Origin of the sequence: Klebsiella sp. WP3-W18-ESBL-02 (assembly GCF_014168815.1) — a bacterium.
Lineage (GTDB): Bacteria > Pseudomonadota > Gammaproteobacteria > Enterobacterales > Enterobacteriaceae > Kluyvera > Kluyvera ascorbata_B.
In genome coordinates this window covers 3,417,147-3,442,676 of record NZ_AP021972.1, presented here as the reverse complement: position 1 = coordinate 3,442,676, position 25,530 = coordinate 3,417,147, and the positions used below count along the sequence as shown (strand labels likewise).

The 25,530-nt window shown below is 55.0% G+C and carries 23 protein-coding genes; 8 read left to right on the top strand and 15 right to left on the bottom strand.

Annotation, left to right across the window (positions count from 1 at the left end):
- Nucleotides 1-279: 279 nt before the first annotated feature.
- Complete coding sequence (gene dps / locus H7R56_RS16430) at nucleotides 280-783, bottom strand: DNA starvation/stationary phase protection protein Dps (protein ID WP_106924563.1); 504 nt, start codon at nucleotides 781-783, stop codon at nucleotides 280-282.
- Nucleotides 784-1,075: 292 nt separating this feature from the next.
- On the bottom strand, nucleotides 1,076-1,963 hold the full coding sequence (rhtA, locus tag H7R56_RS16425; protein ID WP_106924562.1) for a threonine/homoserine exporter RhtA: 888 nt from the start codon (nucleotides 1,961-1,963) through the stop codon (nucleotides 1,076-1,078).
- A 354-nt stretch (nucleotides 1,964-2,317) separates the two neighbouring features.
- On the opposite strand from rhtA, the gene ompX reads away from it, so the two are divergent.
- Complete coding sequence (ompX, locus tag H7R56_RS16420; protein ID WP_052284753.1) at nucleotides 2,318-2,827, top strand: outer membrane protein OmpX; 510 nt, start codon at nucleotides 2,318-2,320, stop codon at nucleotides 2,825-2,827.
- Nucleotides 2,828-2,901: 74 nt separating this feature from the next.
- On the opposite strand, the gene H7R56_RS16415 is transcribed toward ompX, so the two are convergent.
- The 3 genes from H7R56_RS16415 to mntS form a co-directional block, all read right to left on the bottom strand.
- Nucleotides 2,902-3,858: a nickel/cobalt transporter gene (locus H7R56_RS16415; protein WP_106924561.1), complete on the bottom strand. Its 957-nt coding sequence runs from the start codon at nucleotides 3,856-3,858 to the stop codon at nucleotides 2,902-2,904.
- Between the two features lie 115 nt (nucleotides 3,859-3,973).
- Nucleotides 3,974-5,554, bottom strand: a complete 1,581-nt coding sequence (locus tag H7R56_RS16410; protein ID WP_106924560.1) for a phosphoethanolamine transferase — start codon at nucleotides 5,552-5,554, stop codon at nucleotides 3,974-3,976.
- 256 nt (nucleotides 5,555-5,810) lie between these two features.
- Nucleotides 5,811-5,936, bottom strand: a complete 126-nt coding sequence (gene mntS / locus H7R56_RS16405) for a manganase accumulation protein MntS (protein ID WP_106924559.1) — start codon at nucleotides 5,934-5,936, stop codon at nucleotides 5,811-5,813.
- Nucleotides 5,937-6,117: 181 nt separating this feature from the next.
- Here mntS and mntR point away from each other — a divergent pair, with 181 nt between their 5' ends.
- The 4 genes from mntR to H7R56_RS16385 all read left to right on the top strand — a co-directional run bounded on the left by mntR (nucleotide 6,118) and on the right by H7R56_RS16385 (nucleotide 10,016).
- Nucleotides 6,118-6,591, top strand: coding sequence for a manganese-binding transcriptional regulator MntR (gene mntR / locus H7R56_RS16400; protein ID WP_106924558.1), 474 nt, complete (start codon nucleotides 6,118-6,120; stop codon nucleotides 6,589-6,591).
- A complete protein-coding gene (locus H7R56_RS16395) occupies nucleotides 6,588-7,697 on the top strand; it encodes an anion transporter (RefSeq protein WP_106924557.1) in 1,110 nt (369 codons plus the stop codon). Before mntR ends, H7R56_RS16395 begins: the two co-directional genes overlap by 4 nt.
- Before the next feature lie 210 nt (nucleotides 7,698-7,907).
- Nucleotides 7,908-9,284 (top strand): glycoside hydrolase family 1 protein, encoded by a 1,377-nt coding sequence (locus tag H7R56_RS16390; protein ID WP_106924556.1) that lies wholly within the window; start codon nucleotides 7,908-7,910, stop codon nucleotides 9,282-9,284.
- 15 nt (nucleotides 9,285-9,299) lie between these two features.
- Nucleotides 9,300-10,016, top strand: a complete 717-nt coding sequence (locus H7R56_RS16385; protein ID WP_106924555.1) for a GntR family transcriptional regulator — start codon at nucleotides 9,300-9,302, stop codon at nucleotides 10,014-10,016.
- Between the two features lie 88 nt (nucleotides 10,017-10,104).
- Here the strand turns inward: H7R56_RS16385 and ldtB are convergent, their stop codons facing one another.
- Nucleotides 10,105-11,025, bottom strand: coding sequence for a L,D-transpeptidase (gene ldtB, locus H7R56_RS16380; protein ID WP_146145694.1), 921 nt, complete (start codon nucleotides 11,023-11,025; stop codon nucleotides 10,105-10,107).
- A gap of 219 nt (nucleotides 11,026-11,244) precedes the next feature.
- Here ldtB and H7R56_RS16375 point away from each other — a divergent pair, with 219 nt between their 5' ends.
- Nucleotides 11,245-12,840 carry an ABC-F family ATPase gene (locus H7R56_RS16375; RefSeq protein WP_106924554.1) on the top strand — a complete coding sequence of 532 codons (1,596 nt, stop codon included), beginning with the start codon at nucleotides 11,245-11,247 and terminating at the stop codon, nucleotides 12,838-12,840.
- Nucleotides 12,841-13,004: 164 nt separating this feature from the next.
- On the top strand, nucleotides 13,005-13,319 hold the full coding sequence (locus tag H7R56_RS16370) for a hypothetical protein (RefSeq protein ID WP_146145688.1): 315 nt from the start codon (nucleotides 13,005-13,007) through the stop codon (nucleotides 13,317-13,319).
- A 175-nt stretch (nucleotides 13,320-13,494) separates the two neighbouring features.
- On the opposite strand, the gene H7R56_RS16365 is transcribed toward H7R56_RS16370, so the two are convergent.
- Both H7R56_RS16365 and H7R56_RS16360 read right to left on the bottom strand, forming a co-directional pair.
- Entirely contained in the window at nucleotides 13,495-15,861 is a 2,367-nt protein-coding gene (locus H7R56_RS16365) for a glycoside hydrolase family 31 protein (RefSeq protein WP_146145687.1), read from the bottom strand.
- A gap of 14 nt (nucleotides 15,862-15,875) precedes the next feature.
- Nucleotides 15,876-17,177, bottom strand: a complete 1,302-nt coding sequence (locus H7R56_RS16360; protein ID WP_106924551.1) for an MFS transporter — start codon at nucleotides 17,175-17,177, stop codon at nucleotides 15,876-15,878.
- Between the two features lie 298 nt (nucleotides 17,178-17,475).
- Between H7R56_RS16360 and H7R56_RS16355 the strand changes: the two genes are divergently transcribed.
- The gene (locus H7R56_RS16355; protein ID WP_106924550.1) at nucleotides 17,476-18,579 is read left to right on the top strand and encodes a LacI family DNA-binding transcriptional regulator; all 1,104 of its coding nucleotides are present in this window, start codon (nucleotides 17,476-17,478) and stop codon (nucleotides 18,577-18,579) included.
- On the opposite strand, the gene H7R56_RS16350 is transcribed toward H7R56_RS16355, so the two are convergent.
- From H7R56_RS16350 to fucO, 7 genes are all read right to left on the bottom strand, one after another.
- On the bottom strand, nucleotides 18,546-19,811 hold the full coding sequence (locus H7R56_RS16350; protein ID WP_106924549.1) for a DUF1479 domain-containing protein: 1,266 nt from the start codon (nucleotides 19,809-19,811) through the stop codon (nucleotides 18,546-18,548). The two genes, H7R56_RS16355 and H7R56_RS16350, sit on opposite strands and share 34 nt — an antisense overlap.
- A gap of 197 nt (nucleotides 19,812-20,008) precedes the next feature.
- The gene (locus H7R56_RS16345; protein ID WP_106924548.1) at nucleotides 20,009-20,818 is read right to left on the bottom strand and encodes a Cof-type HAD-IIB family hydrolase; all 810 of its coding nucleotides are present in this window, start codon (nucleotides 20,816-20,818) and stop codon (nucleotides 20,009-20,011) included.
- A gap of 37 nt (nucleotides 20,819-20,855) precedes the next feature.
- Entirely contained in the window at nucleotides 20,856-21,248 is a 393-nt protein-coding gene (locus tag H7R56_RS16340; RefSeq protein ID WP_106924547.1) for an integrase core domain-containing protein, read from the bottom strand.
- Between the two features lie 118 nt (nucleotides 21,249-21,366).
- On the bottom strand, nucleotides 21,367-22,887 hold the full coding sequence (locus tag H7R56_RS16335) for a carbohydrate porin (protein WP_106924546.1): 1,521 nt from the start codon (nucleotides 22,885-22,887) through the stop codon (nucleotides 21,367-21,369).
- 163 nt (nucleotides 22,888-23,050) lie between these two features.
- Nucleotides 23,051-23,386 carry an L-rhamnose mutarotase gene (locus H7R56_RS16330; protein WP_197974842.1) on the bottom strand — a complete coding sequence of 112 codons (336 nt, stop codon included), beginning with the start codon at nucleotides 23,384-23,386 and terminating at the stop codon, nucleotides 23,051-23,053.
- Nucleotides 23,387-23,393: 7 nt separating this feature from the next.
- Nucleotides 23,394-24,305, bottom strand: coding sequence for a dihydrodipicolinate synthase family protein (locus tag H7R56_RS16325; RefSeq protein ID WP_320108814.1), 912 nt, complete (start codon nucleotides 24,303-24,305; stop codon nucleotides 23,394-23,396).
- An 18-nt stretch (nucleotides 24,306-24,323) separates the two neighbouring features.
- A complete protein-coding gene (fucO, locus tag H7R56_RS16320) occupies nucleotides 24,324-25,481 on the bottom strand; it encodes a lactaldehyde reductase (RefSeq protein ID WP_106924543.1) in 1,158 nt (385 codons plus the stop codon).
- Between the last annotated feature and the right edge of the window lie 49 nt (nucleotides 25,482-25,530).

Sequence of the window (25,530 nt, the reverse complement as noted above, 5' to 3'; positions counted from 1 at the left end):
GTTTCTTAACAAATAATGCTTTTCGGTCTGCACAAAAGCGGCAGGAAAAAAGTGCATTTGCACCAAAGGTGGGCACCAAAGTGGTGCGCAAAAAGTCTGTTGTTAAGTATGGCGTTTTTTAGCGCAAACGCTGGGGGGAAAACAATCTTTTATTAACGATTGTGTGAGGTGATTATTACAATTTATTTACTTCGGCGGGGATTATGCACGAACACCTGCACTTTTATGGTGCAATCCCTTCCGGCGGGGGAGCCGGAAGGTCATAAGATTTTTCTATGGTTATTCGATATTCGCTTCAATGAACCACAGGAATTTATCCAGATCGCGGGACGCGGCGGTAAAGATATCAGCGGTATCTTCATCTTTCGCTTCGCTAATGGCTTTACGCACGTCGTTCGCGACGATGGCATAGCGTTCGGCCAGCGCTTTCAGGTGATCCTGAACGCTGGAGATATCCAGCGGATAGCTTTTCAGCGGCGTCTGCGCATTAATGACCTGGGTTGTGCCGAGCGCCACGCCACCAAGCTGTACGGCGCGCTCTGCCATGGTATCCAGATGATCGGTCAGCGCAGTGCGGAAGCCATCCAGCATTTCGTGCACGGCAATAAAGTTCGCGCCGCGCATGTTCCAGTGGGCCTGTTTGGTAATCAGCGACAGATCGATAAACTGAAGAACCTGACGGTTGAGTAACGCAACGGTCGCCTGTTTTTCGCCGTCCGGAACGTCGTTACGCGTATAGAGCAGTTGGGCGTTTTTTGCTTTAACCAGTTTTGCAGTACTCATAATCATATATCCTCTTGATCCGATACACATATAAAGACGGGTGTATCTGCGTCCTCATGAATTAACGGAAACAAGTATAGCACCGTGAGCGAGACGGTATTTTCTGATTCTGCCTATAGGTATGATAGTGAGCGTGATTGGATTGATTAACTTATTTAAAAACAGTTGGTTAATTGGTGTTACTGGTGCGCTATATATTTAGGAATTTATTTTAATTGATATAAAATAAGAATCCATGCAGTTTCTCTGGGATATTATGCATAGTGGCTTGCACTATGCATAATAAAAGAATTTAGCTGACGTCAACCTGTTTGATTTTACTTTCCTGTCGCATTGTCAGCGTTGATCCCATCGAAGCAATAATGATAGCGCCCAGCGCCATCGACTGGCTTAACGTCAGCGTCTCGCCGAGGAAAATCATCCCCGACAGCGCCGCGAGCGCGGGTTCCATGCTCATCAGGGTGCCAAAGGTTCGCGTCGGCAGGCGGGTCAGCGCAATCATTTCCAGCGAGTAGGGCAGCGCGGTAGACAGGACGGCAATGGCTAACCCCAGCGGCAGCAGCGACCAGTGCCACAGCGCGTCGGCGGCCTGTAGTGCACCTAACGGTACAAAGACCACGGCGGCAATCAGTGACCCCATCGCGACGGTCGCCGGGCCATGTTCTTCACCCGCGCGGCGGCCGGTCAAAATGTAAACCGCCCAGCCAGCGCCTGCGCCCAGCGCCAGCAGCGCGCCGGTCAGGTCGACGTGCGCCACGTCCTGGCCGAGCGGCAGCAGGAACCACAGGCCCATCACCGCCAGGATCACCCAGATAAAGTCTACCGGGCGGCGCGATGAGAATAACGCCACCGCCAGCGGCCCGGTAAACTCCAGCGCCACGGCAATGCCTAGTGGAATGCGCTGCAGCGACAGATAGAAGAGGTAGTTCATCGCGCCAAGCGACAGCCCGTAAAACAACAGCGGCAGGCGCTGTTCGCGGGCAAAACGTAGACGCCAGGGTTTAAACACGACCACCAGAATCAGGGTGCCAAGGGCCAGACGCAGGGCGGTGACGCCCGGTGCGCCAATTAAAGGAAACAATGACTTAGCCAGCGATGCGCCGCTCTGAATAGAGATCATTGAGATCAGGAGAACGAGGATGGGTAACCATGACGGTAGCTTGCGAGGCGTGCTGGACATCTTTTTCCTGTCAGTATTTGTCAAAAGAGGTAAAAGCGGCAGTGTAATTGAAATAGTCGGCTACGGTTGAGGAATTGTTGAAAAAAAAACGCCCCGGAACGAGTAGAATTTGCATAGTCGATGATTATTTCGTCTGTCAAATTAGGAATTGTCTGGAAAATTGAGCGCAGTTTTTACCGAAGTAAACCGAAGATTTAACGTAAAAACATGTGTGAAATGAAGGTGATAGGCGGTGATGGAAAATTTTTGTTACATCAAGGCTGCCCTTAGACATCATCAGGACCAAAGAGTTTCTTAACAATTTTTGATATATTTAAAACTTACGGACTTATTAGAAGCACATTTGAGGTGGTTATGAAAAAAATTGCATGTCTTTCAGCACTGGCCGCTGTTCTGGCTGTTTCCGCAGGTACTGCCGTAGCTGCAACCTCCACTGTTACCGGTGGTTACGCACAGAGTGATATGCAGGGCGTCGCTAACAAAGCTGGCGGCTTCAACCTGAAATATCGCTACGAAGCTGACAACAGCCCGCTGGGTGTGATCAGCTCCTTCACCTACACTGAAAAAAGTGACACCCAGAACGGCGTGTACACCAAAGGTCAGTACTACGGCATCACTGCGGGTCCTGCTTACCGTCTGAACGACTGGGCAAGCATCTACGGCGTAATCGGCCTGGGCTACGGTAAAGCACAGGGCAACCAGTTCCCGGATAACAACAGCACCAGCGACTACGGTTTCTCCTACGGCGCAGGTCTGCAGTTCAACCCGATCGAAAACGTTGCTCTGGACTTCTCCTACGAGCAGTCTCGCATTCGTAGCGTTGACGTTGGTACCTGGATCGTTGGTGCAGGTTACCGCTTCTAATCACTTCGGTGATACAAAAAGGGGTCTCAGGACCCCTTTTTTAATGCCTTTTTTACACCCCGTTCCCGTCACATTCAACAGCCCGCCGCAATATAGTCTCCGTTTGCGCTAATCGGTATCACCGTCAGAAACAGCACCGTGGCAAACAAAATCAACATGATCCCGCCGGCTATTTTCACCGCAGGAATAACCCATTGCCCGCCGAACGCGCCGCCAAACAGGGCCACCGTGCGCTCTCTGGCATAGCGCACTGCCAGCGATAGGCAGAGAATTGATAGTGCGGTCCCCAGCGCCATCGTCATCACCGCAGCGATTCCCCACGTCACAATCCCCAGCGCGTTGGCAAACATCAAAATCATGATTGCACCGCTACACGGCCGTGCGCCAATCGCCAGAATGACGCCAAGGCGCGTTTTCCAGTCGCTCTGGGTTAGCGCCGAACCCACGCCGTGGTGATGCCCACAGCCGCAGTTTTCATCATGCTGATGCTGTGGCCTGAGCGCCGTAATGGACATTTTACGGGGGCGAAGACCTTTCAGAGACTGATAGATGACGAACAGCCCGAACGCGCCAATCATCAGCGCGCTGATTTTTTCAACGTACCAGCGGCTGGTGCTGAGATCGCCTGACGCAAGGTTGAAACCGACCGCCAGAATAAAGACAAAAAGAATCGCGCTGATGCCCTGCATCAGGCTACCGAGAAACGGCACCACACGCGCGGCGAGCAGGCTCTCTTTGTTGGTGCTGAGGTAGGTTGTGACAATAAACTTACCGTGGCCCGGGCCAACGGCGTGCAGCACGCCGTAAAAAAATGCGCCAAGCAGCAGCCACAGGCCGCCGCTGTATTCATGGTTATTGAGCTGCAGCAGGTACATGACCAGGTAGCGGTGCAGGGTAATTTGCGTGGCGAGACACCACTGGATAAAGGCGTTCCAGTGCGCGTGCAGAGCGAACGTCGCGCTGAGCAACAACAGTATCATTAGCCCGGCAATAGGAAAGCGCCAGTCGCGCGTGAGGCGTTGTGCGATCATGATGAGGCCTGCTTCAGGTGGTCGTAAAGCAAGTATAGTAAGGCGATAGCGGGGGCGTTTGCTACCCGTTTACCGGGACAAAAGGTAAACGGGAAGTCAAAGAAACGTCGTGGAATTAGCTCTTTGGATCAAACAGATCGGTCTTGAGCGTGTCGTAATCCACTTTTTGTAACTGGAAGTTAGTGATGTAGACCTTCCCGGCTTTTTGCGACGAAATAAAACGATACTTCGGCGCGATCTCTTTGGTTTGGATCCCGGTCCACTGCGTGAAGAAGCTCAGAAAATCATTGGCTGAACGTCGCGCTTTGATGAGCTTGTGCGCTTTATCATCGCTGGAAAGTACCATAAACGGCACCTGGAAGTTCTGCTGGTATTTATCGTCGTGGGCCAGGTACTGCACCGCTTTGCCGCGTTCTTTAAAGGCCAGACCGTGGTCAGAGAAATAAACCATCGAGAAGCTGTCCGTCGTGCGGCGCAGCTGATCGTAGAGCTGATTCAGCAGGCTGTCGGTTTGCGTCATGCTGTGAAGGTAGCATGAGGTCTCCTTTGACTGTACGAACTGCGCGTACTTGCCCTGGGTGCGGTCACAGGCCTGCGGATGGGAGCCCATAATATGCAGCACAATCAGCTGCGGCTGACTGCGCGGAGTGGAGAGTACCTGTTCGGTCATCTTCAGCAGATCTTCATCGCGGGTATTTTTATCCGCCTCAAAGTCACCGCTTTTCAGGAAGTGCACTTCATCGGCACGCTTGGCGATACTGGCGATCGCCGTATCGTACTCGCCAATCTGCCCTTGGTTCGAGAACCACCAGGTCTGGAAACCGGCACGGTTGGCGAGGGTGACGAAGTTATCCTGATACTGCGGCTTGCCGTCGACGACGCGGTTCAGCGTCAGGCCCAGCGACTTCTGCGTCGAACCGCTGGCTGCGACGTAGTTGGTAAACAGATAGCCGTTCACCGAGCTGGCGAACGGCGTGTTGTCCCAATGGCCGCCAAAGGCACCCAGCGCATCGCGGCGCGCGCTCTCGCCAATGACCACCACGTAGGTGTGATATTTCGGCTTCACCGCCAGCACGTTCCAGGTGTCTTTCATCCCAGACAGCTCGGCCATGCGGCGCTGTTCGTCAAGCACTTCGTTATTGTTGACGATAATGTCTTTCACGAAACGGAAGGCCGGATAGCCGCTGTCTTTTAGCTTGAAGACGCCGCCGTAGGCTTTGTTTTGTATCGGCTGCACAAAAAACACGCCAATACAGAAGATGAGGCACAGGGTGTCCATCAGGTGCCAGCGCGTTTTATCGACCGCTTTACGCCGTACGGCAATGACCCCAAGCGCAAAAATAAACACCGCGACCAGATAGCTGTACCACGGGAAGATGGTAAAAATTTCCGTCGACTCTTCTACGTTAGTGGCGTGCAGCGCCAGCAGGGTGTTGAAGTTCGGTGCACCGTAGGCCTGGCTGAACGGAAAGTAGAGCGCGGCGACGAGTGAATAAAGCCCCAGTATCACCTTTTGCACGTTGGGCGACGTGCGCCACAGGAGATGCAGCACGCCGGTAAACGCGACGGCATACAGCAGGCTAAAGGGATACCCCAGCGCCAGGTTTATCAGGATTGATTGTAAAAAGTACAATCCTGTCCACGGGCTAACGGCGAGCCCACGTGCAGCAAGGGTTTCTTTCAGGGTTAGATTCATAGATTACAACTATCAAAACGCCATGTGCGGCCCCTGGCGTCAAGGGGTCTTTATTGGCCAGACCATGCGCAAAGAGGGGACGCAAAGGACAGGGCTGCAAGAAGATAAAGCGAGCTTATTATTGGGTCAACTACTGATAACGAATTGTTTTGGGAGGGCGCTTACAAAACCAGAAAATAACCGGGGTTTTTGGGCGCAAACGGGTAGATTGCCAGCCAAATATGACAACGAGATGAAGCGGCGTTTCGCACGCCGCTTAGTGGGACGGCTTGTCCTGCTGCGGCTTGTTGTTAATCAGATCGCACAGCATACCGATCAACATTAACCGTACTTTAAAAGGAGAGTGGCTAAACACGCTGATACACCTCTTGAATTCGTTCATGGTTCCTCCTGCTTTCTGGCCCATCATTCCGTGATGAGCGTTTGCATTACATACAGATATAGCACAGGCTATATTTTATAGCTATGGCTAAAACGTTAAATTTTTGTGCTTGAGTCACAATCCATTACAATGGGCGCACTTTTGATGACGCGTTCCGGCGTCGCACAGATGAGGAAGCTTTATGGGCCGTCGCGCAGGTACGCCAATAACAAAAAAAGTGACGCAGCTGGTGAATGTTGAAGAGCACGTTGAGGGGTTTCGCCAGGTACGCGAAGCGCATCGCCGCGAACTGATTGACGATTACGTTGAGCTGATTTCCGATCTAATTCGCGAAGTGGGCGAGGCGCGACAGGTGGATATGGCAGCGCGTCTGGGCGTCTCGCAGCCCACGGTGGCGAAAATGCTGAAGCGTCTGGCGGGCGTAGGGCTGATTGAGCAGATCCCGTGGCGCGGCGTGTTTTTAACGCCAGAGGGCGAAAAACTGGCTCAGGAGAGCCGTGAGCGCCATCAGGTCGTGGAGACTTTCCTGCTGGCCCTCGGCGTTAGCGCCGATACCGCGCGCCGCGATGCGGAAGGTATTGAACATCATGTCAGCGAGGAAACGCTCGACATGTTCCGTCAGTTCACCCTGAAGCACGGGCAATTCGTGGAATGAACCTCCCTTTTCTTCGGTCGCTGGCGGGCGACCGTTTTCTGCACCTGCTGATTCTCGTCGGCGTCCTGCTGAGTTTTTTTGTTCCCTTCGCCCCCGCGCGCTGGCCGGCGGCCATCGACTGGCACACCATTATTACCCTCAGCGGGCTGATGCTGCTGACCAAAGGCGTAGAGCAAAGCGGCTATTTTGATGTCCTGGGGCGCAAAATGGCGCGCCGTTTTGCCACCGAGCGTCAGCTGGCGGTGTTTATGGTTCTGGCGGCGGCGCTGCTGTCGACCTTTCTGACCAATGACGTGGCGCTGTTTATCGTGGTGCCGTTGACCCTGACGCTAAAAAAATGGTGCGCGCTGCCGATTAACCGGCTGATTATTTTTGAGGCGCTGGCGGTGAACGCCGGTTCGCTGCTGACGCCGATTGGCAACCCGCAGAACATCCTGCTGTGGGGGCGATCGGGTCTCTCTTTCCCGGCCTTTACCCTGCAAATGCTGCCGCTGGCGGTGGCAATGTTAGCCACGCTGCTGGTGCTATGCTGGTGCTGTTTCCCGGCGAAAAAGCTGGCGTTTCAAAGCAGTGAACGCACGCCTGACTGGCAGCCGCTGTTGGTATGGAGCTGCCTGGCCTTCTACCTGATTTTTCTTGCCGCGCTGGAAATGAAGCAGGAACTGTGGGGGCTCATCGTCATCGCCGTGGGTTTCCTGCTGTTGGCTCGGCGAGTGGTGCTGAGCGTGGACTGGACGCTGCTGCTGGTATTTATGGCGATGTTCATCGATGTTCATCTGCTGACCCAACTACCGGTGCTACAGCAGGCGTTTGGCGGGGCCAGCGCGCTTTCCGGTATGTCGCTGTGGCTGACGGCGATTGGCCTATCGCAGGTGATTAGCAACGTACCGTCGACAATTTTGCTGCTGAACTATGTGCCGCCATCGACGCTGCTGGCGTGGGCGGTCAACGTTGGTGGCTTCGGGCTGCTGCCCGGCTCGCTGGCAAACCTGATAGCGCTGCGTATGGCGGCAGACCGACGCATCTGGTGGCGTTTCCACCTGTACTCTATTCCGATGCTGCTGTGGGCGGCTGTGGTGGGGTACGGCCTGCTTTTGCTTTTCTAACGCAGGCCTGACAAGCGAAGCACCTTCAGGCATTGTACGGCACGCTGCCGGATGGCGGCGTTGCCTTATCCGGCCTGCCTATCTTCTCTTCCTGTGGGAAAATTCTCTTCGATCTCACATAAAACGATCTTCCCGGTTGCGTGTTTTTTCGGCTTTACGGTATATGACTAGTCATTAAATTTAAATGACTAGTCATATAGGAGCCGAACCATGAAACCATCACTGCCCGCCCATTTCCTGTGGGGGAACTCCGTTTCCAGTATGCAGACCGAAGGCGCCTGGAATGAGGGCGGAAAAGGGATGTCGGTATACGATATTCGCGAGCCAAAAGAGTTTGCTTCTGACTGGAAGGTGGCAACCGACGCCTACCACCGCTATGAAGAAGATTTCGATCTGATGAAAGATCTGGGCATGAACTGCTACCGTTTCCAGATTGCCTGGAGCCGCGTCTGTCCGAGCGGCGATGGTGAGTTCAATGAAGAGGGCATTGCCTTCTATGAGCGTTTCATCACCGGCCTTATCGAGCGCGGTATTGAGCCGATGATCTGCCTGTACCACTTCGATATGCCGCTGGCGCTGGCCGAAAAATACAACGGTTTTACCGATCGCCGCGTGATGGAAGCGTTTATCCGCTACGGCAAAAAGATGATCGATTGCTTCGGCGATCGGGTGACCTGGTGGCTGACCTTCAACGAGCAGAATCTTTACCATATGCCGGAAACGTTCCTGATCTCCGGCTATATGCGCGGTGACAAAACGCTGCGCGAGCTGTATGAAATCCAGCATCACGTGATGATGGCGCATGCGCACCTGACGCATTACCTGCACGACACCAAACCCGGCAAACTGATGGGGGGCATGCTGGCGCACGCCCAGGTATACCCGGCCACCTGCAAGCCGCGCGACGTATTCTGCGCCCAGCAGCTCGACGAATTCTTCAATCAGAATCTCCTGCGCGCCTTTGCCGGTGAAGGCTATAGCCCGGAAGTGCTGCACTTTGTTAAGCAAGCGGGGTTCAGCGACATCTATCGCGAGGACGATCTGGCGGTGCTGGCGACCATGAAGAACGACTATATGGCGTTCAGCTACTACGCCAGCCGCACGCTGGACAGCGATCCGATCCCGGAAGGTACGCCGGTCAATAACTACATGCTGTTTGGCGACAAGCCGAACCCGCACCTGAAGGCCACCGAGTGGAACTGGCAGATAGATCCGCTCGGTTTTCGCAGTATTATTACCCGCTATTACAATGACTGGCGCCTGCCGGTGTTTCCGATTGAGAACGGCATTGGGGTGATTGAGCAGTGGGACGGCGAAAATCCGATCGCCGATGATTATCGTATCGCCTATCATCGCGACCATATCAACGCCATGAAAGCGGCGATTTTTGAGGATGGCGCCCAGGTTATTGGCTATCTGGGCTGGGGGCTGATTGATATTCTTAGCTCGCAGGGCGATATGCGTAAGCGCTACGGCGTGGTCTACGTCAATCGCGAAAACCACGATTTAAAAGACCTTAAGCGCGTGCCGAAGAAAAGCTACGACTGGCTGAAGCGGGCGATTCATAGCAACGGCGAAGAGATGTAATCACAGGAGCGGGGCATGGCAGCGAAGTACATCGCGATAGCGCGGGAAATTAAAAAACGGATCATCAGTCGGCAGTACGCTGCCGCCGATCCCTTACCTGACCAGTTTGCGCTGGCGGCGGAGTTTGGCACCAGCCGCATGACCATTCAGCAGGCGATGCGCCAGCTGATCGTGGAAGGGCTGGTCTACACCCGTCAGGGGCAGGGGACGTTTATCCGCAAAAATTTCCTCCAGCTTTCTCAGTGGGATATTCACGGCAGCGACTACGCCGGAGCGACCGAAACCTGGGGCCATCTGGGTAAAGTTGAAAGCCAGGTAATCCGCTTTGAGCTGCGTTTTCCTACCGATAAAGAGCAGGCTTCGCTGCTGATTAACGCCGATGCGCCGGTGTACGATTTTGTGCGCCTGCGCTTGCTTAACGGAGAACCGCTGTCGCTGGACACCACGGTGATGCCGGTGTCGCTGGTGCCGGGGCTGAGCAAGGCGCATCTGGAAAGCTCGGTGTTTCGCTACGTGCAGGACAACCTGGGGCTGAAGATGATGGGGTCTTATCGCGTGGTGCGCGCGCTGAAGCCGAGCGAGCTTGACCAGCAGCATCTTCACTGCGAAGCCAGCGATCCGATTCTGGAAGTTGAGCAGGTGATCTACCTGGATGACGGGACGCCGCTGGAGTATGCGCACTGCCACTATCGTTACGATCACGGCGGGATTGTGATTGTGAATAACGGATAAAAAAATGGCGGGTTTATCTCCCGCCATTTTATCTTTGCGTTTATCCGGCCTACGGACATGTAGGCCGTCACCGGGCAATCCGGATGGATTAGTTCAGACGAACCGGCATACCGGAACGGTTTTTCACTGCCTGGTCAACGATGCTCTGGTCAACGTCGGACTGGCTGGTCACTGCCTGTACGGCTTTGGTCAGCGTCACAGGTACCGTTTCACCGCCTTCGAACTGTGCTTCGGTGGTGGACAGCGGGTTGTGAACTTCGATGTAGCGGCTGCCATCGGGTTCGGTAGTGGCTTTCACCGGCTCATCAATAAACTCTACGCGAGTGCCAACCGGCACGTTTTCGAACAGGAATTTGATGTCTTCGTTACGCAGACGCACACAGCCGTGGCTTACGCGCAGGCCGATACCGAAGTTGGCGTTGGTGCCGTGAATCGCATACAGACGGCCGATGTACAGCGCGTACAGGCCCATCGGGTTATCCGGACCGGCCGGAACCACTGCCGGCAGCGGGTTGCCTGCCGCAGCATATTCTGCGTGCATTTTCGCCGTCGGGGTCCAGGTCGGGCCCGCTTTCTTACGTTCAACCTTGGTTGTCCAGTTGATCGGGGTATCTTTACCCAACTGGCCGATACCGATTGGCAGCACGATCACGGTGTTGGTGCCTTTCGGATAGTAGTACAGACGCATTTCCGCGCTGTTAATGACGATACCTTCATGCACGGTATCCGGCAGGATCAGCTGCTGAGGAATATTCAGCACGCTGCCGCCTTTAGGCAGGTAGGTATCCACGCCCGGGTTAGCTTCCAGCATGTTGGACAGACCCATCTGGTACTGGGCGGCGAAGTACTCCAGCGGCTGCTTGTTGTCCTCAGGGATCGTGATGACCTGATTCTGACCGACAATACGGCTGCCATCGGTCGGCAGCGGGTATGTTACCGCTGAAGCCGAATTGCAGAAACCTACGACAGCGAGCGCCGCAGCGAAAAGCGTTGTTAATTTCATGTTCATGTTGTGCGAGGTATCAGTGCCATTACGGCGGTTGTTTGGGAATTCAGACTGTTGGTAGGAGCGCATTATATGTGCATTCGCCGTCACAGGGAATTCGGATGTGTACGAAATCACATTTTTTTCACTTACCTTACAGTTTAGCCTTCTCGCGAAGGCGGGCGCTTTTTATTCGTAACTGTGGCATAATAGGGAGTTTGTCACATTCTTCAGGATACTCCCGTGTTAGTTACCAGCAACGTCACCATGCAGTTTGGCAGTAAGCCGCTGTTCGAAAATATCTCCGTCAAATTTGGCGGCGGCAACCGTTACGGCCTGATTGGCGCCAACGGGAGCGGCAAATCTACCTTTATGAAAATTCTCGGCGGCGACTTAGAGCCGACGCTGGGCAACGTGTCCCTCGATCCGAACGAGCGCATCGGTAAGCTGCGTCAGGATCAGTTCGCCTTTGAAGAGTTCACCGTGCTCGATACCGTGATCATGGGCCATGGCGAACTGTGGGAAGTGAAACAAGAGCGCGACCGCATCTACGGTCTGGCGGAAATGAGCGAAGAAGACGGCTATAAAGTGGCCGATCTCGAAGTACTCTACGGTGAAATGGACGGCTACTCTGCGGAATCACGCGCGGGCGAACTGCTGCTGGGCGTGGGGATCCCGCTGGAGCAGCACTACGGTCCGATGAGCGAAGTGGCGCCCGGCTGGAAGCTGCGTGTGCTGTTGGCGCAGGCGCTGTTCTCTAACCCGGATATTCTGTTGCTCGACGAACCAACGAACAACCTGGATATCGACACCATTCGCTGGCTGGAGCAGACGCTGAACGAGCGTGACAGCACCATGATCATCATTTCGCACGACCGTCACTTCCTGAACATGGTCTGCACCCACATGGCGGATATGGATTACGGCGAACTGCGCGTTTACCCGGGCAACTACGACGAATACATGACGGCGGCAACCCAGGCGCGTGAACGTCTGCTGGCCGACAACGCCAAGAAGAAAGCGCAGATTGCCGATCTGCAGTCCTTCGTCAGCCGCTTTAGCGCTAACGCATCAAAATCGCGTCAGGCAACCTCCCGCGCGCGTCAGATTGATAAAATCAAGCTGGAAGAAGTCAAAGCCTCCAGCCGTCAGAACCCGTTCATCCGCTTTGAACAGGATAAGAAACTGTTCCGTAACGCGCTGGAAGTGGAAGGTCTCACCAAAGGCTTTGAAGACGGCCCGCTGTTCAAAAACTTCAACCTGCTGCTGGAAGTGGGCGAGAAGATTGCCATTCTGGGCGCCAACGGCGTGGGTAAATCCACCCTGCTGAAGACGCTGGTTGGCGACATGCAGCCGGATAGCGGCACCGTGAAATGGTCCGAGAACGCGAGCATTGGCTACTACGCGCAGGATCACGAGTACGAGTTCGAAAACGATCTGACCGTCTTTGAGTGGATGAGCCAGTGGAAGCAGGAAGGCGACGATGAGCAGGTGGTTCGCAGCTTCCTGGGGCGTCTGCTGTTCAGCCAGGACGACATCAAGAAGCCGGCGAAGGTCCTGTCCGGTGGTGAAAAAGGCCGTATGCTGTTCGGCAAACTGATGATGCAGAAACCCAATATTCTGGTGATGGATGAACCGACTAACCACCTGGATATGGAATCGATTGAATCACTGAACATGGCGCTGGAAATGTATCAGGGCACGCTGATTTTCGTTTCTCACGACCGTGAGTTCGTCAGTTCCCTGGCGACCCGCGTGATCGAGATTACGCCGGAGCGCGTGGTCGACTTCACCGGCAACTACGAAGATTACCTGCGCAGCAAAGGTATCGACGGTTAATGCCAGATCGCTTCCCGATGGCGCTCGCGCCATCGGGAATGGTTACCACATCATTTATCACAAACAATTCATCAACAACGTTCCGAAACCCCCGCCACACCATAATTCCTGCACAATTTTATGAAGAAATGGCTCCTGCACATTCATTGATGGCGGAAGAGACGATGCAAGAATTCATGCTCTACACCAGCACGGACGACAGAACCCTTTATCGTTACCTGATACGGCAGCGCGGCCCCGTTTTCTACATAACAATGAGTCGGATGGAAAACGACGTTGAAGCGGAACAGCTTGGTACCCGGGTAGTCAGCAACATCACCCGCCAGGACGCGATTGAAGAGTGTCTGGCGCACTGTCGACGACGAAGCCATACTGAGGTCTGGAGACGGCGAAAAGCGTTGCTGGCCGGGGTGCGAAACTGGCTAGTGTGCAGCGTGGCGATGCTGACTTTTATTCGTCTGGCCATTGTCAAAAGTTAACCCTACCGCTCAACCTTTGAACGGGGCCGATGCTGATGATCATTATGCTGCTGGTGGTCAATGTCGTTTTGTACGGTGTGCTGATTGGTTTTTTGATTGCAGCAGCGTGAGAGACGCAAAAAAATGCCATGAGCGGTTACACTCATGGCGTGCTTTGTTACCAATGGAAAAAAAATCAGCGGTTTATCCACTCTGTCGCGGCGACGCCGTTAATCAGTAGCTGACGTTTTTCATTGGCAGGCAGCGTCACCTTCAGCGCCTTCCACGCCGGACGATAATCGCCGCGCGCGTTGACCTTCAGGTCAATGGTACTGCCGGTGCAGACCATTTCCCATTCCAGCCACAGCGCGTTGCCCTGCTGGTATCCCCACGACTCACCGTCATCTTCAAACAGCAGACCAGATGTGCTGCCCATGCCTTTCAGCGGGAACAGCTTCAGCTCGCGTGCATTATCTTCGGCGGCGTTAACGTAGGTGATGCGCTCGCTGAGCGGCAGGCCTGCGCCCGCGCGAACCAGCAGCGGCAGTTTCTCCAGCGGCGCATCCAGCGTTATCCATTGCCCGCCGCTGAACCAGGCACCGGTGTAAAAATCATACCAGCCAGCCTCGTTATCCGGCAGCCAGACGCGGCGTTCGCGCTCGCCGGCTTCCACTACGCTTGCGACCAGAATATCGCGGCCCAGCAGGAAGTCGTCGCACTCTTCAAACGTCTGCGCATCGTGCTCGTGGTCGAGGAAGGTTGGGCGCAGCATTGGCTCGTCATCGGCGTGCGCCTGCCACAGCAGAGTGTACAGATACGGCAGCAGGCGATAACGCAGTTCAATCGCGCTGCGAATCGCCGGGGTGACGCCGGGATACATCCACGGCTCGTTAACCGTATGATCGTCGTTCCACGAGTGGATGGTAAAGCGCGGGTGCATCACGCCGTTTTGTACCCAGCGGACAAACAGCTCCGGGTCCGGTTTATCGCCGGAGAAACCGCCGACGTCGTGGCCGAGGTTGTACAGCCCGGACAGGCTCATGCCCAGCCCCATGCGGGTGTTGTAGCGCAGGGTATCCCAGTTGGTGCGGTTATCGCCGCTCCAGGTCTGCACGTAGCGCTGCATCCCGGCGCAGCCGGAACGGGAGATCAGATACGGGCGCTTGTTCGGCGCAAAGCGCTGTTGGGCTTCCATTGAAGCGCGAATCATCAGCAGCGGCATCACCGGGCGAATATGTTTAATGGCAATCTCTTTGCCAAAGCCGTGGCAGCGCGCTTCGCCGTCCCAGACTTCAAACTCGTTGTTATCGTTCCAGGTCGAATCTATACCCATCTCCAGCAGTTGGCTGGTCACGCCGTTCTGCCACCAGGCCACGGTCTGCGGGTTGGTGAAATCGAGGTGTGAGCCTTCGTCGTCCCAGAAGCTGGAGCGTTCCGGACCGTCGCTTTCGGAATCGCGAATAAACAGCGCCTGTTCCGCTACTTCGCCGTAGCGCGGGTGATCCTGTAACAGACACGGCTTAATGTTCGCCGCCAGATGCAGACCGGCATCGTGGAACGCCTGGCTCATCACCTTCGGCTGCGGCACTTTGTCGTCGTTCCAGTTGAACACATAGCGCTTGCCGTTAATCGAGGTATAGCCAGAAGAGAGCTGGAACGAGTCGCACGGAATGGCATGCTCGTCGCACAGGCGAATAAAGTTCATCAGCTGATTCTGCGCGTCCGGCGCATCGGTGTAATGCATGGTGGAACCGCTGTAGCCGAGGCTCCATTTTGGTCCGAACAGCGTTTTGCCGGTCAGGCGAACGAAGGCTTTGGTCACGTCGAGCACGCGCTCGCCGGTAAACAGGTAGTAATCGATATCCCCGGCCTCTGCCTGCCAGCGGCGGTAGGCGGTGTGATAGTTATCAATTTCGTTACCGAGATCCAGCCAGCAGCTGCTGAGGTTGTCGTAAAACAGCCCGAAACTCACGTCGTCGCGGCGGGTGATGGTAAACGGAATATGTTTGTACAGCGGGTCGGTGCTGACCGCGTTGTAGCCCATCGCGTCGAGGTTGCGCATTTCGTAGCGCTTGCCGCCACGCTGTAAATCTCCGGCTTTATCGCCGAGGCCATAAAAACGTTCGTCTTTGCGGCGGCTCTGATAGTGCGCCACGCCGTCGCCGTGGGCGTTCACCAGATAGGCGCTGGTGGGACGGTCGTTGACCAGCGGCTGCCACTCGCCCTCGGCGTTGCGGTAATGCCATTCAATCCATAGCGGCTGGTGGACGGTAGCACGTAAGGATTCGGTCGCCACCGTTACGGTGTCGTCCTGCTGGCTCAGCGTCCAGGTCGGCAGGGTAAAGCCGCTGAGATCCTCACGGTCACGCCCTTCCCACGGCACATCCTGCGATGGGGCGATACTCCAGGTGCGATCCAGCGCCAGCTCGCCTTTGCGTTTTAACAGTACGCGGAACAGATTCTCTTCCAGCACGTACAGGCACAGGGTGTGCTGGCCGTCGACCCGCAGCTCGACGTGATGGGTTGACTGTTTTTGCAGGGTCCAGTTTTTCAGCGTTTTCATGTCTACATCCACTCTCAGGCGCGTTTTGCGCGACGTTCAGCAATAAAAGAAACCAGGAAGATGGCGCCAATCAGGTCGAAGAAACCCATGGCGATAAACAGCGGGTTGAAGCCGATTTTGTCGGCGGTCACCCCGATAATCAGGGAAAAGATGAAGCTCGCGATCCACGCGGCGGAGCCACGCATACCGTTCACGGTGGCCATCTGGCCTTTATCGAAAGACTCCACCACCAGCGCGCTCAGCATGCAGGAGATAATCTGGTGGCCGAAACCGCCAATCGACATCAGCACCACGGCGACGATAGGATCTTTAGTGAGCGCGACCACGGCGAGCGAGACCATCAGGAACGCGCCGGTCACGGAGCTTGCCACGGTGGAGTTAACGCGTGAGAAGCCAAACAGACGCACATACAGGCGGGTTAAGTAACCGCTGGCGACGCTACCGAGATCGGCGGCGAGGAAAGGCAGCCAGGCGAACAGGGCGATCTGCTTGAGATCCATGTTGTACTGCTTGGCGAAGTAGAGCGGCATCCAGAAGCTGAATACGGCCCAGGCCGGTTCCGCCATAAAGGCCGGGATCGCGATGCCGTAGAAGCGTTTGTTTTTGCCGACGGTTTTCAGCGCGGTAAGGAACGGCAGCTTGACCGGCGGCGCTTCGTTATCCTGGCGGATATAGTCCAGCTCGGCCTTGCCCAGGTTCGGGTGTTTGTCCGGGTTATGGTAAAACGCCCACCACAGCACGACCCAGGCAAGTGCCAGCAGACCGGTAAACATAAATGCGCCCTGCCAGCCGAAGGAGGCGTGGGCAAAGTAGATGATCGGCGGCGCCAGCATTGCGCCGATAGAAAAGCCTACGCCCGCCCATCCTGCCGCTACCGGGCGCTCGGATTTCGGGAACCACTCGCCAATCGTTTTGGCGTTTGCCGGGGTCGCCGCTGCTTCCGCGCCGCCCATAAAGAAGCGCAGCAGCGCCAGATGTATCCAGTTACCGGCCCCCGCATGCAGCAGACAGGCCAGCGCCCACAGGCTGGCGCAAATCATAAAGCCCAGCTTGAGGCCAATCACATCAATCAGCCAGCCGCACAGCGGCTGGAACAGGGTGTAGGCGATCTGGAAGGCACCGACGATCCAGGAATACTGCTCGGTGGTGATGCCGAGGCTGTCTTTCAGCTCTGGCGCGAGGATCCCCAGCGAGTTACGAGTGATGTAGTTGACGGTAACGCCGAGTAAAAAAAGCACCAGCATCCACCAGCGCAGGTTTTTGACGACGCGGCGGGTTTTACTGGTGGCCATTTCATTATTGATACCCTGACTCATAGGGATCTCCACAGGATGATGTAGGGAACGGTGCGGCAACTATGTGGGAAGCTGTTACACCACTTTTTTAAGGTTTTGATCGTTATTGCTTTTGTTGTTTTTGACTTCCACCGTTCTTGTATGGAAGTTGTTCTACCAATTCACCTTAAGAGACAAAAAAATCCGGGGAAAGCGGGTTTTGTGCACGTTTTTTCATAACAGGCTGATATACATTGCACATAAGTATTTCAGCCCATGCGGCATCAGGATTTTCAGTCATGAAAATTCTTTCATTTGCGAATTAGAGGCGGATCACAAAATGGAAAAGAAGCTGAAAATTGCCGAAATCGCCGCGCGAACGGGGCTGTCGGCCAGTACCGTGTCGCGGGTGCTGGCCGGTAAAGCCAACACCAGCGCCCGCGCCCGTGAGCAGGTGCTGGCCTGCGCACGGGATCTGGGGGTAATGGACGGGATGGCGGCAGGCAGAATGCTGCTAAATAGCCTGATTGTGTTCGCGCCGCCGCGTGCGTTTGACGAGCGGTCCGACATCTTTTACTACCGTGTGATCCAGAGCATCAGCAAGGCGCTGTCGCCGCATGAGGTTCGCCTGCGTTACTGTCCGCTGGATGAGAACGATAGCGATCCGGCGCTGTTTCTTTCGCGCATGAACGAACCGGAAACGCAGGCGGCGATCCTGCTTGGTATCGACTCCCCGCATATTCACGATCTGGCCGCCGATCTCGCCAAGCCCTGCGTGCTGATCAACTGTCGCGACGAACGTATGCGCTTGCCCGCCGTCGCCCCGGATCACCGGATGATCGGCGCTTTTGCCGCCCGATACCTGTTCGAGATGGGCCACCGTGAGGTCATGAACGTGATGTGCCTGCGCCGCTACACCATGGAGCAGCGGCTGGCGGGGATTAAAGAGTCGTGGCGGGCGCATAATCTGACGTTTCAGCATGAGCGCGACCTGCTGAATATCAGCAGCTTCAGCGCCAAAGGAGCCGAGGAAAAGGTGGGGGCGTGGCTGGATGCCCGGGGTAACCGTCCGCTACCGACGGCGTTTCTGGTCGGCGGCGATTTTATGGCGGCGGGGACCATCAACGCGCTGCGCCAGCGCGGACTGCGGGTGCCGCAGGATGTTTCGGTCATGAGCATTGACGGTTTTAACCTGGCGGCGATTGAAGATGTCCCGCTGACGGCGGTGCATGTGCCGCGCGATGAGCTGGGCGTTGAAGCGGTGCAGATGCTTCAGCAGCGGCTGATTCGCCCGGACGCGCCGATGGGCTCGTTACTGCTGCACGGCCGTCTGGCGGTGCGCGAGTCGGTACGGCGGGTGCGCCCCGGTAAAGGACACACCGCTGTAGAACGGGAAGGGTTGTACGACAATCAGACGTCGATGCCGAGCGCGCGTTTACCGTAAACATTGAGATCGGCGAGGGTAAAGCGTCCCTGCCACCCGGCCTCGTAGTCTTCGCGCGGGAAGTCGCCCGGCGAGGCACCACGCTCCAGCGCTGCCTTCACCTTGTGGGCGTAGGCGAGGTTTTTCGCGCACATCGGTGCTGCCGGAATATACATCACGTTACCCCAGCCTTGCTGGTTGTCGACCGGTACCACCGAGTGAATCACGTCGCAGTGCCACCATACTGAATCCCCGGCCTCAATGGCGGGAATGGCGGTCAGCGCGCTGATTAACAGCGGGTGCCACTTCTCCGAGATTGGCAGTACTTTCCCCGGCGCAACGCCGCACAGTTCATCTTCCGGAACGTCATCAAGCAGCGGGCGCAGTAGCACATAAGCCATCGCTTCGGGAATCGGCACCACGTGCAGCAGACCCTGGTCAGGAATCATATCCGACAGCGCCGTCCAGCCCTGGAAGGTGCGGAACACCGAGCATTTGGTGGTGTTATCAACGGTATACTCTTCTACATCGGTACGGTACGCCGCGTTCCACGGATCGTACTGCTCGACGTTGCCGTTAAACACGTTAGCAAACACCTGCTGATAGGCTGGCAGCAGCCAGCGCTCCAGCGCGCCGGAGTCGGTGTGCGCGCCCAAACCTTTCGACGTGGTGCCCGGCGGGCGGCGGCGAATACGGTCCGGGTAGATAACGCTGATATCCGGGTTAAACCACTGCTTACCCTCGCTTTCTACCTGCCACAGGCGGTTAAGGAACGACTGTGCCAGCGCCATCTCTTCGCTCTGGCGCGCCTGCATTTGCGCCTGTGACCAGTAGATCGGGTAGATTTCCGGGCGTGAAGCATCGAGCGAGCCGAAGAAGGTGTCACCAGGCCCTTTGTAGACGTTGTCAAAACGGTTGAGGTCGAGATAGTCGAGCATCGAACGATCCCAGGCCAGCGCCCGTTCGCGCGGGAAATGACCTTTGATCACCGCACAGCCGCGGCGTTTCACCTCGGCGCGCGTGGCTTCGCTGATTTTCCCGGCCGCCAGCGTCTCAAAGGGGATTATTGGCCACACCGGCTGTCCCTGCGCCTTCAATGCGTTAATTTCCGCTACCCGGGCCTCAATTGTGGCACTCAGGCGGTCGAAGACGGCCTGCACGTCGCCAATCTGCGCGCGCAGCGTCTGCTTCATCTGACGAATGGCCGACGTGGGATCGGCAGGGAGCGTTTCGTGGGTAAAGGTAACCGTCATATCAACCTCGCAATCTTTCGTTCGAAAGTAAAATGCATTACAGGTGATACTTTAAGTTAAAAATAAGTTAATGCAAGTTTAAATTTTAGAGGGTGTGACCGGGCGAGTCGGCCGGATAAGGCGAAGCCGCCATCCGGCACTGTGCACGATGGTGCCTGATGGCGGCTTCGCCTTATAAGGCCTACAAAGGGAGAAAATCAGAAGGGGGCATTGCCGTCCAGCACGGCCTGGATCACGTTCAGCGCGCCGTCGTGGTTATTGTCATCGGTACGATAGCCAGCAATCGCTTTTATGCTGTCGACGGCGTTATCCATCGCAAAGGCATATTTTACCAGCTTGAGCATTTCCGCATCGTTACCGCTGTCGCCGATGGCCACGCATTGCTGCGGGGAGCACTGCCAGCGCTTCAGCAGGCGGCTGATGCCGTTGGCTTTATGCAGCCCCGGAATAATCAGATCGACGAAGCCAAAGCCGCTGGTAACCGGCTTCATAATACCGTCGAGAGAGACGTGCAGCTTATCGACCAGCTCGGGAATATCGCTGTCCGGTAGATTGAGCGAGAACTTAAAAATTTTGTCGTCAACGGCGTGGAAGTCGGCCACGCGCTGGAGGCGATAGTAGTGTTTTGACATGAGCTCAACCAGCGCTTGCGGCGCACGGTCGCTGATATAGGCGCTTTCCAGGCCGCAGGCGACAAAGTGCATCTGCGGGTCTTTTAACAGTTCGCCAAGCACCGCCTGGTACTCATGACGCGTCAGCTCGCCGTGGAAAAGCTGCTGCCCGTGCTCGTATACCAGCGCGCCGTTTTCGGCGACATAGGAGATGCAGTCGCGAATTTCCGGGAAAAAGGTAATTAATTGATAGTACTGGTTGCCGCTGGCGACAACGAATTCAATGCCACGCTGTTGAAGCTGTTCAAACTGCGCCAGAAACCGCGAACGGTCGTAGGTCTTGGCGTCATTAAGAAAAGTTCCGTCCATATCAGTGACGATAACTTTAACGGTCATGCGGGATGCTCCTGGGGTAACTTCGGCCAGAAACAATTTAATTACAATGTGAGCTAAAGCACAAATTTATTTCATTTGAAAGTGGGGATGGTGCGCGGTGAACTCTGAATCCTGAACCCGTCCATCTCCCTGAAAGGGAATTTCCTAGCGGTATACGGCGTCGATGACGCTCAGCTCCTGATAACACTTCAACCATCTTATTATTCTGATTGGAGTTAAACATTGGTCTAAGGTTACCTCTTATTTTAAGAGAGACGACGTGTCTGGTGATCCATGAGACGAGTCTACGATGATATTCGCTGCGCCACTTGTCGAGATTGTCCTGCACATTTTCCAGTGACAGGAACCAGTGAATGTTCAGGCATGCATCTTGCCAACTGCTGTTACATGACTCAATAAATGACGGCTTTCCGTGGAGTGAGAAGTCCATCGTGACACCGTGCTCATGCCCCCTTTTATCCAGACTTTTTGAGATAAACTTGCCGCCGTTACCCGTCTGGATATGTACCGGCAGACGCTTATCCAGCGCCTGGGCTCCGGTCTCTTAGTTAAAAGAAAGTCTCCATTTGTATCCCAAAGCTCCATTCACCGCCGGCGGTGAAATCTTTCTGGCCTAAGGTGTCGTGCTTGCTGTAGTTATCCAGCGCTTTATCCCAGTCCATCCAGGTGGCAAAAAGGCGTATCTCAGGACGACTGAAGAACGGCGAAATATTATCGGCGCGGAAGGTTGGCGCAAACGTCAGCTTGTAAAAATTGCCGCGAACCTTCTGGTAGTCCTGATAACCATTGGGATCCAGATCCATATACTGCCAGGTGGCTTCATACGCCAGTACGAAGTTGGTGGTGAGGTTCTGCATCAACCGCCCATTAAGTGTCAGCCAGCGATAGTCATCGTTTTTGACGTAACGGTTGCGGCTGGATTGCGCCAGGATTGAGGGCGCAAAGTCCCAGTCAGGCGCCAGATTTACGATGCCATAGCTGGCGAAACGCGCAGTGGTCGCCTCGGCAAGCAACGCCGGATCCGTACCGATATTCTTGACCTCCGCGCCCAGCCCATGTCCCACGGAAAGTGCGCTTCTGGATTCCCCGGCGGCGAGGCCGTAAAAGCTGTCTGTCTTATAACCTAGCAGCCCCATATAGCCTCTGCTGGCCGCATTGAAGACCTTAATGCCATTCAGCGTTTCGCGGTCGTTGTTATCTTTTGCCTCCATACCGCTGAGAAGTATCTGGACCGGGCCAATGTAGTTGTTGGCGGTCAGAATATAGTTCTGGACGTCGTTATTGATGACGTCTACGTCGCCGAAACTACGGCCAATAAAGGAGAAGTTACTCCGCGCATTGTCGCTCCAGCGAATGTCATAAATGCCGCCGCCGGTACCATTGAGTGCCATGATTTTCGAGTCCAGCCAGGGAATTTCGTAGTTATCGCGGTCAACGCGTTTCCCGGCCCAGAGCGTGGTGTCTTTAAACGCGCCGGTAAAGCTCGGCAGCGAGGCGATCTCCGCAAACGCCTGGCTCACGTTGAGCGTGCTGGACTCGGCGGTCCAGTCGTTATAGCTCTTTTGCTGGTCCGCAATCATGGTCATAAAGCGCGTGGTGGCACCGTTATCCAGACGCTGTTTTTTCTCCAGGTAGACTTCAACATAGGTGTCTGGCTCATTGCCCAGGCGTCCGACGGCCCCGCCGGTCTGTCCCGCGGGGGTCAGGTATGGCCCCCCCTGCGCATGGCGGGCGTTTTGCGAGGTCATCAACCCGGAACGGGCATAGCCGTGCAGCTCAAAATAGCCGTTATCGTCCGGCGTATTTTTCTCAATTTTTTGGGTTCGTTGATCGAGATCTTTGGCTATTTTTTGCGTTTTCTCCATGTCCTGAATATTCTGCCGCAGCTGCTGGCGTAGCTGGACATTTTCTTGTTCGGCGGCCGCAGCGCGAAATTCTGACTGCTGTAAACGGTGTTCCAGTTGATTCAGGCGTTCTTCAACTGATAATTGTTGAGAGGATATGGCATAGGGAATAGTGAGGACATTAACGAGCGCAAGGCTAATTAATTTAGCTGAAAAGAGTTTCATATTATTCTCGTGGTTGCTATCGAATACAAAAGTAAAAAGAAACCCTGCGTAATTGAAATTACGCAACAGCGGGGTCGATATTAAAAAGCCCTAGCGGGCCCGGCTGACATTTATATATCCATGCCTTTTATTGTCAGCGGCCCGATAAGGTTACATCGGATGATTAATCCAGGTGGTATACCTCTTCCATCTCAACCCAGAGAGAATCTTCCGGTTCACCTTCCAGCGACTGTTGGCAAGGAGACGTTTCCTGCCACCATTCCTGTGTTTTAAGGTGTGCCGCCATTTTGGCCTGATCGGCCTGATAGTCATCTCCGGTATATTCCAGATAGCTAAACAGAAAACCGTTTTTATGATAAATAGAGAAATTCTGTAAATTGCAGACCTTAATCATCTCATTCACTTCAGGCCAAGGGTTGGCATGCAACTTTTTATAATAATCGAGCTTTTCGGGACGCACGCGAACGACGCATCCGAAACGACGTAGTTTTCCCATCATGACTTCCTTATTTAAGTACGCCAGCGCGCTGTAATATACTTTTTATCTCGCTTTTGCACTCCTCGGTAAGCGGTGAAGCAGGTGGCAAAGAGAACACGGGGATATCGAGGCCAATAAGCTGCAATGCATATTTAACGACATTGTAGAAAGGTAAGTCCAGATTATAGAGTGGGGGGATCCACGACAGTGATTGCTGTAATTCTACCGCTGTCGCAAAATCCTTTTTCTTCCAGGACGCGAGGATCCCGCAGGTAAGCTCCGGGGCAAAGTTAGCGCTGGCAGGAATACAACCGTCCCCCCCCAGAATCAAGGTTCCCAGCAGGTATTCATCGTAGCCGGCAAAAACCGCAAAATCAGGCCGCACGCTTTTGACGGCATGGATAGTTTCACGGATGTGCGAGAGCGTGTCGACCGTGTCCTTCAGGCCCACGATGGTAGGGCAGCTTAGTGCCAGCTCACGGATGACATCTACCGGGATCGGTTGCCCGGTCAGCGCCGGAAAGTTATAGAGCATTATCGGCAGCTCAAGCGCGCGGGCAATCGCTTTGTAGTGATTAATGAGGTTCTGTTCGCTGAGCGGGTTGTACCACGGATTGACCACCACAACCCCCGTTGCGCCACAGTGCTGGGCATGCAGACCGGCATTAATCGTTGCCTGGGTGCCGCAGCAGGCGATGCCGATAAGGACCGGTTTGCGTCCGGCAACATGCTGAATGCAAAACTCGGTGACTTCGCGGCGTTGATTTTCCGACATATGGGCAAATTCGCCAGCGCTGCCGAGGAAGAAAAGGCCATCGACAGGTGTTGTCAGCAGATGGTCAATTAAGACACTCTGCGCCTGGCTGTCGAATTCACCGTCGGCGTTAAATAGGGTCGGTACCGGGGGAATGACACCGCTAAAATAGGCTTGGGTCATCATTTTTCTCCTGAAAAAAGTTCAGCCATGAAATGCCTGAAGATAAAGAGCAGCAATATCTGCCAGTGAAGACGGGCGCGGGTTGCCCGAGGTGCAGACATCATCGAATGCAGCCTGAGAGAGCGCGGCGATATTTTCTTTTTTCATCCCGGCTTCGCGCAGCGATGTCGGGATGCCCACGATCAGATTTAGCCGTCGTACGGCATTGACGGCAGCCAGACGAACGTCTTCAAGGGGAAGTGAATCGGCATTTTTTACCCCCATCGCGCGAGCGATATCGCGGTACTTTTCACCGCTAAATTCAGCGTTCCAGGCCATTACCCATGGGAGCAGAATGGCGTTTGCGACACCGTGAGGCATGTTGTAAAACGCGCCTAAGGGGTGCGCCATGCCGTGAACCAGTCCCAGCCCGACGTTTGAAAAGCCCATGCCGGCGATATATTGCGCCAGCGCCATCTGCTCGACGCAGTCTGGATCCCCGGTAACGGAACCCGGCAGCGCCTGCGCGATAAGCTCGATGGCCTTCAGGTGCAGCGCATCGGTCAGCGCCCAGGCACCGAGCGTGATGTACCCTTCAATGGCGTGGGTCAGCGCATCAATACCGGTAGACGCTTTCAGGCCCGCGGGCATGGCGTCCATTAAATCGGCATCCACAATCGCCACCTGCGGAATATCATGCGGATCGATACAGACGAATTTTCGCTGATTTTCATTATCGGTGATGACGTAATTAATGGTGACCTCGGCCGCCGTGCCTGCCGTTGTGGGGATGGCAATAATCGGTACGCAAGGGTGTGTTGTCGGAGAGAGGCCTTCCAGACTGCGCACGTCGGCAAACTCAGGGTTAGCGATAATAATCCCAATCGCTTTGCAGGTATCCTGCGGTGAGCCGCCGCCAATGGCGATCAGATAATCCGCGCCGCTTTCTTGAAACGCCTTAACGCCAGCGGTAACGGCCTCGATGGGGGGATTAGGTACCACGTCATCATAAAGCGCCCATGCTTTACCGGCCTCGTTCAGCAGGTCGGTAATTTTGCGGATGATGCCGGACTTGACCAGTCCCTTATCCGATACCAATAGCGCTTTATTAAATCCCCGACGCGAAATTTCCGCAATTAACTGGTTACGGCTGCCACGGCCAAACCAGGCGGTTTCATTTAATATCATTCGGTGTGACATATTATCTTTCCTTAAATCAGGTGTAAGCGAACCCGTCGCACTCAAGAGT

Bases quoted from the DNA above. Each gene is read 5' to 3' on its own strand.
- dps (WP_106924563.1), bottom strand. From the start codon at position 783: ATGAGTACTGCAAAACTGGTTAAAGCAAAAAACGCCCAACTGCTCTAT.
- rhtA (WP_106924562.1), bottom strand. From the start codon at position 1,963: ATGTCCAGCACGCCTCGCAAGCTACCGTCATGGTTACCCATCCTCGTT.
- ompX (WP_052284753.1), top strand. From the start codon at position 2,318: ATGAAAAAAATTGCATGTCTTTCAGCACTGGCCGCTGTTCTGGCTGTT.
- H7R56_RS16415 (WP_106924561.1), bottom strand. From the start codon at position 3,858: ATGATCGCACAACGCCTCACGCGCGACTGGCGCTTTCCTATTGCCGGG.
- H7R56_RS16410 (WP_106924560.1), bottom strand. From the start codon at position 5,554: ATGAATCTAACCCTGAAAGAAACCCTTGCTGCACGTGGGCTCGCCGTT.
- mntS (WP_106924559.1), bottom strand. From the start codon at position 5,936: ATGAACGAATTCAAGAGGTGTATCAGCGTGTTTAGCCACTCTCCTTTT.
- mntR (WP_106924558.1), top strand. From the start codon at position 6,118: ATGGGCCGTCGCGCAGGTACGCCAATAACAAAAAAAGTGACGCAGCTG.
- H7R56_RS16395 (WP_106924557.1), top strand. From the start codon at position 6,588: ATGAACCTCCCTTTTCTTCGGTCGCTGGCGGGCGACCGTTTTCTGCAC.
- H7R56_RS16390 (WP_106924556.1), top strand. From the start codon at position 7,908: ATGAAACCATCACTGCCCGCCCATTTCCTGTGGGGGAACTCCGTTTCC.
- H7R56_RS16385 (WP_106924555.1), top strand. From the start codon at position 9,300: ATGGCAGCGAAGTACATCGCGATAGCGCGGGAAATTAAAAAACGGATC.
- ldtB (WP_146145694.1), bottom strand. From the start codon at position 11,025: ATGAACATGAAATTAACAACGCTTTTCGCTGCGGCGCTCGCTGTCGTA.
- H7R56_RS16370 (WP_146145688.1), top strand. From the start codon at position 13,005: ATGCAAGAATTCATGCTCTACACCAGCACGGACGACAGAACCCTTTAT.
- H7R56_RS16365 (WP_146145687.1), bottom strand. From the start codon at position 15,861: ATGAAAACGCTGAAAAACTGGACCCTGCAAAAACAGTCAACCCATCAC.
- H7R56_RS16360 (WP_106924551.1), bottom strand. From the start codon at position 17,177: ATGAGTCAGGGTATCAATAATGAAATGGCCACCAGTAAAACCCGCCGC.
- H7R56_RS16355 (WP_106924550.1), top strand. From the start codon at position 17,476: ATGGAAAAGAAGCTGAAAATTGCCGAAATCGCCGCGCGAACGGGGCTG.
- H7R56_RS16350 (WP_106924549.1), bottom strand. From the start codon at position 19,811: ATGACGGTTACCTTTACCCACGAAACGCTCCCTGCCGATCCCACGTCG.
- H7R56_RS16345 (WP_106924548.1), bottom strand. From the start codon at position 20,818: ATGACCGTTAAAGTTATCGTCACTGATATGGACGGAACTTTTCTTAAT.
- H7R56_RS16340 (WP_106924547.1), bottom strand. From the start codon at position 21,248: ATGGACTTCTCACTCCACGGAAAGCCGTCATTTATTGAGTCATGTAAC.
- H7R56_RS16335 (WP_106924546.1), bottom strand. From the start codon at position 22,887: ATGAAACTCTTTTCAGCTAAATTAATTAGCCTTGCGCTCGTTAATGTC.
- H7R56_RS16330 (WP_197974842.1), bottom strand. From the start codon at position 23,386: ATGATGGGAAAACTACGTCGTTTCGGATGCGTCGTTCGCGTGCGTCCC.
- H7R56_RS16325 (WP_320108814.1), bottom strand. From the start codon at position 24,305: ATGATGACCCAAGCCTATTTTAGCGGTGTCATTCCCCCGGTACCGACC.
- fucO (WP_106924543.1), bottom strand. From the start codon at position 25,481: ATGTCACACCGAATGATATTAAATGAAACCGCCTGGTTTGGCCGTGGC.